The sequence below is a fragment of the Halobacterium bonnevillei genome (assembly GCF_009831555.1).
In the GTDB taxonomy this organism is placed as follows: Archaea; Halobacteriota; Halobacteria; order Halobacteriales; family Halobacteriaceae; genus Halobacterium; species Halobacterium bonnevillei.
Genome location: NZ_WUUU01000184.1, coordinates 1 through 5,600, shown reverse-complemented (window position 1 = coordinate 5,600; position 5,600 = coordinate 1). Strand labels below are relative to the sequence as shown.

The 5,600-nt window shown below is 68.4% G+C and carries 5 protein-coding genes and 2 pseudogenes; 2 read left to right on the top strand and 5 right to left on the bottom strand.

All coding sequences use genetic code 11. From position 1 onward, the window contains the following. Positions 1-261: pseudogene (locus GRX66_RS15890) on the bottom strand (tRNA(Ile2) 2-agmatinylcytidine synthetase); the annotation flags it as partial. Positions 262-354: 93 nt separating this feature from the next. Here GRX66_RS15890 and GRX66_RS15885 point away from each other — a divergent pair. After that, positions 355-978 carry a TM7S3/TM198-like domain-containing protein gene (locus GRX66_RS15885; RefSeq protein ID WP_159527406.1) on the top strand — a complete coding sequence of 208 codons (624 nt, stop codon included), beginning with the start codon at positions 355-357 and terminating at the stop codon, positions 976-978. A 69-nt stretch (positions 979-1,047) separates the two neighbouring features. After that, on the top strand, positions 1,048-2,010 hold the full coding sequence (locus GRX66_RS15880; RefSeq protein ID WP_159527405.1) for a transcriptional regulator: 963 nt from the start codon (positions 1,048-1,050) through the stop codon (positions 2,008-2,010). Positions 2,011-2,327: 317 nt separating this feature from the next. On the opposite strand, the gene GRX66_RS15875 is transcribed toward GRX66_RS15880, so the two are convergent. The 4 genes and pseudogenes from GRX66_RS15875 to GRX66_RS15860 form a co-directional block, all read right to left on the bottom strand. After that, positions 2,328-2,573, bottom strand: a complete 246-nt coding sequence (locus GRX66_RS15875) for a glutaredoxin family protein (protein WP_159527404.1) — start codon at positions 2,571-2,573, stop codon at positions 2,328-2,330. A 121-nt stretch (positions 2,574-2,694) separates the two neighbouring features. Then, entirely contained in the window at positions 2,695-4,131 is a 1,437-nt protein-coding gene (locus GRX66_RS15870) for an NCS2 family permease (RefSeq protein WP_159527403.1), read from the bottom strand. Positions 4,132-4,365: 234 nt separating this feature from the next. After that, positions 4,366-5,079, bottom strand: coding sequence for a phosphoribosyltransferase family protein (locus GRX66_RS15865; RefSeq protein ID WP_159527402.1), 714 nt, complete (start codon positions 5,077-5,079; stop codon positions 4,366-4,368). Positions 5,080-5,299: 220 nt separating this feature from the next. After that, positions 5,300-5,600: pseudogene (locus GRX66_RS15860) on the bottom strand (orotate phosphoribosyltransferase); the annotation flags it as partial.

The window sequence follows — 5,600 nt, the reverse complement described above, 5'->3', positions numbered from 1 at the left end:
TCGCGGGTCCGCGGTTTTCGCGGCGTCGGCGACGACCTCCTCGGCGACTTCGAGGCCGACCCGCGGGTCCACGTCCGCGTGCACCGCGAGCGCGGCGTTCCCGCGCGTCTTGTACTCGACGGCGGGGTTCAGGCGGACGAGGAGCACGCGCTCGACAGTCGCGCCGCGGTCGCGCAGCCGCTCGGCGATGCGATGGGCGGCGTACGTCGTGCACATCCCGCGCTCGCGGGAGTCCGTGTCGTCGACTGCGACGACTGTCATCTCGGCTACCTGCTACGGGGTCGGCGCTTTTCGCGCTTCCGGTCCGTGGAGAAAACGGGGAGGCTTATTGCGGCCCGTTCACCACCCGCATGTATGGACGTTCCAGTGCAAGCAGTGTTCGTCGTCGGGGGGCTACTCGTGGGCCTGCTCGGAGTCCACCTCGAGCGGCCCGCCGTGATGCTGGTCGGGTTCGCGCCAGGTGCGTTCCTCGGCGCGACGTACGCCCCGCGGTTCGTGAGCGGCGTCGAGGAACCGATGTTCACCGTCGCCGTCGGTGCGATCGCCATCGTCGCCGGCGCCGTCGCAGCCAAAGTCGCGTGGGCCGCGTGGATGCTCGTCCACGCCATCCCCGGGTTCGTCGCGGGCGTCGCGGTGAGCGCCCCCATTCTTGGCGTGTCCCTGTCGAATCCCGAGCCGAACGCCGCGCTCGCGACGGCCGTCGGCGTCGGCCTCGTCGGCGCTGCGCTCGCCTGGAAACTCCACCACCTGTTCGTCGCCGTCTTCACCGGGACGGTCGGCGCCGTGATGGTGAGCGTCGGCGCGTTCGGCGAGAACGTCTACGTCCCGATGGGGCGGGCAGTGCTCCGAGCCCCCGAGGCGGAACTCCGGTTGTTCGTGGAATCGGCCCGCAGCCTCGGCACGCCCGCTGTCGCCCTCGCGGTCGTCTTCGCGCTCGTACAACTGCTGTCGCTGCGTCGGCGCAGCGAGCCCGAATAACCGAAACCACGGGGAAGCGCCGCCGTATCGGCACAACGCATATAAGCCACGGCCGGCTTATACCCGTATATGTCACGGTCGGCTCTCATCGAGAACGTTACCGCGATGCTCTCGGACGCGGGGTTCACGGTGAGCGACCGCTGCGCGACGCGGCCCAAGAGCTTCGACGTGGCCGCGCGACGCGACGAGGACGTCATCCTCGTGAAGATCCTGGGGAACATCGACGCGTTCGACGCGCCGACGGGCGCCGAGATGCGGCGCCTCGGCACGTACCTGAACGCAACCCCGATCGTCATCGGCCTCCGTACCCGCGACGAAGAACTCAAACCGGGCGTCGTCTACTTCCGGCACGGCGTCCCCGTGCTCAGCCCGGACACCGCCATGGAGTTCTTCGTGGAGGGCGCGCCGCCGCTCATCTACGCGGCGCCGGGCGGCCTCTACGTGAACATCGACGGCGACGTGCTCGCTGACCGCCGCGAGCGAGAGGACCTGAGTCTCGGCCAGCTCGCCAGCGAACTCGGCGTTTCGCGGCGCACCGTCTCGAAGTACGAGGACGGCATGAACGCCAGCATCGACGTCGCGATGGAGCTCGAGGAGCTGTTCGGCGGCGAGCTCACGTCGCCCGTCTCGGTGATGGACGGCGCAGAGGACGTCCGGGACGCCGAACCGACGCCCGACGACCCCGAAGCCGACCCCGAGGACGTGCCGGTGCTGTCGGTGCTGGCGCGCGTCGGGTTCGAAGTCCACCCGACGGTGCGCGCGCCGTTCAAGGCCGTCGGCGAGGACGAATCGCGGCCCGAGGGCTTGCTCACCGGCCACTCGTCGTTCACGGACGCCGCGGTGAAGCGCGCCCGAATCATGAGTTCGCTCGGCGCGATCACGCACACCCGCGCCGTCTACGTCGTCGACGAGGCGTCCCGGGAGTCCATCGACGACACCGCCATCGTGGAGCGCGAGGAGCTCGAGGACGTCGAGGACTCCGACGACTTCCGCGACCTGCTCGCCGACCGGGGCGCGCAGTCCGAAGCCTGACCCCGCCGCTGCCTCGTTCTCGAACCACCGACCGTTCGGTCGCGCCCACCGTCAGCCGGTCGCGGGGCGCCTCGAAGCCGAGTGTCTCGTAGAACGCGAGCGCGTACTCGGTGTCGACGTTCACGTCGTCGTCAAGTTCGTGGTCCACGACCGCGGCGTCGAGGTCGCGGTCGGAGGGAATCCAGCGGTCCTCGACCGACCGGCGGAGCACTCGATCTTGGGCCTGCAGACGCTGGAGGTACATCGGTGCGGTCTCGCGCCACTCGCCGGACGTAGCCGCACCTGGCGGCGAGCGGACGCGACAGAACGGGAACGCGTTACGCGCCGTACGTCTCTTCGAGGTACTCGATAATCTGGTCGCTCTCGGCCATCCCGTCGATGCCGTGCTCGGTGTCGACGAGCACCGGGACGCCGGTCTGGCCGCTGACTTCCTCGACCTCGTCGCGGTGTGCGTGCGACCCCGGGACCTCGTGTTCGACGTAGTCGAGGTCGAGGTCGTCGAGTGTCGACTTGACTTTCGCACAGTACGGGCACCCCGGGAGGCTGTACAGTTCGAGTGTCATGGCCTGCCGTAGGCCACGGCGATGGAAAGAAGCCGTGGTATGAGCGACGGCGGCCGGTTCACGTCCCGGGACCGCACGCACAGCGACGCAGAGTCGACGGCAAGCGAGCGCAGTGCCCGCCTCAGACCGCCGCGGAGAGGATGCCGCCCGTCCGGACGAAGAAGTACAGGACGAACAGCGCGGCGAGCACCCACTGGCCGGCGTGGACCTCGTCGGCTTCGCCGACGGCGGCCTTCACGACCGGGTAGGAGACGATGCCGGCCGCGAGGCCGTACGCGATGCTGAACGTGAACGGCATCACGAGGATTGTCAGCGCCGCGGGCACGGTGTACGTGATGTCGTCCCACGCGATTTCGGAGACGTTCGCGAGCATGATGATGCCCACGACGACGAGCACGAGGTGGCTGGCGTACGTCGGCACGGCGACGGCGAGCGGGACGACCGCGAGACTCGCGACGAACAGGATGGCGACGACGAGCGCGGTGAGGCCCGTGCGGCCGCCTTCCTCGACGCCCGTCGCGGATTCGATGTACGTCGTCACCGTCGAGGTGCCGAGCATGCCACCGACCGTGGTGCCGATAGCGTCGGCCATCAGCGGCTTGTCCATGTCGGGGAGGTTGCCGTCCTCGTCGAGGAAGCCGGCGACCTGGCCGACGCCGGTCAGGGTCCCGGCGGTGTCGAAGAAGTCCACGAAGAAGAACGTGAACACGATGAGCGCGAAGGACACGCCCTGGACGTCCTGGAGCCCGGTGATGAACGCGCCGGCCAGCGGCGCGATGTTGTAGCTGGCGGCGTCGTAGACGACCGGCGCGTCGGGCGCAAGCGACATCGGCGCGGCCATGGTGACGCCGTAGACGTCGGCCGCGGTATCGGCGGAGTACGCGGCGTAGCCGAGCGCCTTCGCGGCGTAGCCGGCGAGGCTCGTGGCGACGATGCCGATGATGATGCTGCCCGGGACGTTCCGGGCGTAGAGCGCGAGTGTGAGGAACAGGCCGACGACGCTCAGGATGGCAATCGGGTCGCTGGCGAACACCGGGCTGAACGTGATGAACGTCGCGGGGTCGCCGACGACGACGCGCATCTCCTCGAGCCCGATGATGGCGAGGAACAGCCCGATACCGGCGCCCACCGCGAGTTTCACCGGCTCGGGGAACAGGCGAATGATGTACTCTCGGGCGCCGACCGCGGTGAGGGCGATGAAGATGAACCCTTCCACGACGACGGCGGCGAGCGCCGTCTGCCAGGGGATGCCGAGGCCGATGACGACCGTGAACGCGAAAAAGGCGTTCAGGCCGAGGCCTGGCGCCTGGGCGAACGGCCGGTTCGCGTAGACGGCCATGACGAAGGTCGCCGTCGCGGCCGCGATGAGCGTGACGACAGCGATCATCTGGAAGGTGCGGTCCGGACTGATGCCGTCTATCTGGATGGCTTCCGAGAGGATGGCCGGGTTGACCACGACGATGTATGACATCGTGAGGAACGTCGTGACGCCGGCGAGCACCTCGGTTCGGACGTCCGTGTCGTGTTCGTCGAGCGCGAAGTAGTCAGCGAGCCCCATTGTAATGCACGTTCGGGCATAAAAAGACACCCTCCATAAGCGTTGTTATGCACGTTGGGAGTTCGTGGTGGTGTGCAGCCAGTCGTTCGGAGTGTAATACACGTCTGTGTATAGAATAGCCGGGATTTCCGGGTTCGGGGTGGTGAGCCTGCGGGCCAAACAGCGGGTGGCCGCCGGGGACGTATCGGAGACGAGAAAGATCCGGGGCGTCCTGCCGGAACGAGCGGCGGGTCGTCAGTCGAGTTCCGCGAGCGCGCCGACCGGCGCGTCCGTGAGTTCGCGGGCGCGCTCGACGCCCTCGTCGCCGACGGCGATGAGCGTGAACACGCCGGTGACGTCGGCGTCGGCGGCGGCCGCGATGTCCAGGAGGATCTCCTGGGTCTCGCCCGAGCGGATGAGGTCGTCGACGACGAGGACGGTTTCGCCGCCGTCGATCGCGGACGCGGGCAGGTAGTACGTGAGTTCGATGCCGGACTCGAATCGCTTGCGGGCCTCGATGAACTCCTCGACGGCGGTCTCCTTGGACTTCTTCGCGTAGACGCAGCGCGCGCCGTAGTACGACGCCAGCGCGGCCGCGAGCGTGATGCCGTCCGTCGCGGCGGTGAGGACGACGTCGGGGCGTTCGAACTCGAACGTCTCGGCGGCGACCGGCGCGACGAGTTCGAGGAACGACTGGTCGAAGACGACCTCCGAGTTGTCGATGTAGCCGGCGTCGTCCATCCGGACGCGGGCTTCGAGTTCGTCGCGCAGCAGGTCGGCGCCGGCGTCCTGCACGACCTCGCGGGCGCGTTCGGCGCTCGGGAGCACGTGGCCGTTCACGTACCGGTTGAGGTCGCCGGCCGGGAGCCCCGTCTCCGCGGAGAGTTCGTCGTACGTCCGCGTCTCCTTCAGCGTGCGCAGCACGTCGACCGCCTGCAACTGGAGCGCGGCCTTCTCGGCTCGGTTCATACGCCTACGCACGTTTCCACAAACTTGAATATCCCGAAAGCTCTCGCGTAGGAAAAGCCCACAAACTCGGTTACTTACGGGCCGTATTACAGTCGAAACATCGGGGACGCGAACGATTAACTCGGGGATACTGGCGGCGGTATCTGGGGGAATGCGCGAACTTGGGCAAGACGGATGCGAGCGCCGCGGGCGCCGACCGGGCGTCCAGCAGGTCGCTGGTCTACCGAGCGTCCAGCAGGTCGCTGGCGGACACGAGCGCCTCCATCTCGACGCCGTGCTCGGCGAGCAGTTCGCGGCCGCCCTCCTCGCGGTCCACGACCAGGAGCGCGCGGTCACGACGGCGCCGGCGTCCCGGAGGGCCTCCACCGCGTCGACGGCGGACTGGCCGGTGGTCGCGATGTCCTCCACGACGACGACTTCCTCGCCGTCCTCGAGGCGGCCCTCGATGCGGTTCCCGGTGCCGTACTCCTTGGTCTGTTTGCGCGCGATGACGTACGGGACGTCCGCTTGGACGGCCGTCG

Excerpts from the sequence above, each read along its gene's own strand:
- GRX66_RS15885 (WP_159527406.1), top strand. The coding sequence starts at position 355 with ATGGACGTTCCAGTGCAAGCAGTGTTCGTCGTCGGGGGGCTACTCGTG.
- GRX66_RS15880 (WP_159527405.1), top strand. The coding sequence starts at position 1,048 with ATGTCACGGTCGGCTCTCATCGAGAACGTTACCGCGATGCTCTCGGAC.
- GRX66_RS15875 (WP_159527404.1), bottom strand. The coding sequence starts at position 2,573 with ATGACACTCGAACTGTACAGCCTCCCGGGGTGCCCGTACTGTGCGAAA.
- GRX66_RS15870 (WP_159527403.1), bottom strand. The coding sequence starts at position 4,131 with ATGGGGCTCGCTGACTACTTCGCGCTCGACGAACACGACACGGACGTC.
- GRX66_RS15865 (WP_159527402.1), bottom strand. The coding sequence starts at position 5,079 with ATGAACCGAGCCGAGAAGGCCGCGCTCCAGTTGCAGGCGGTCGACGTG.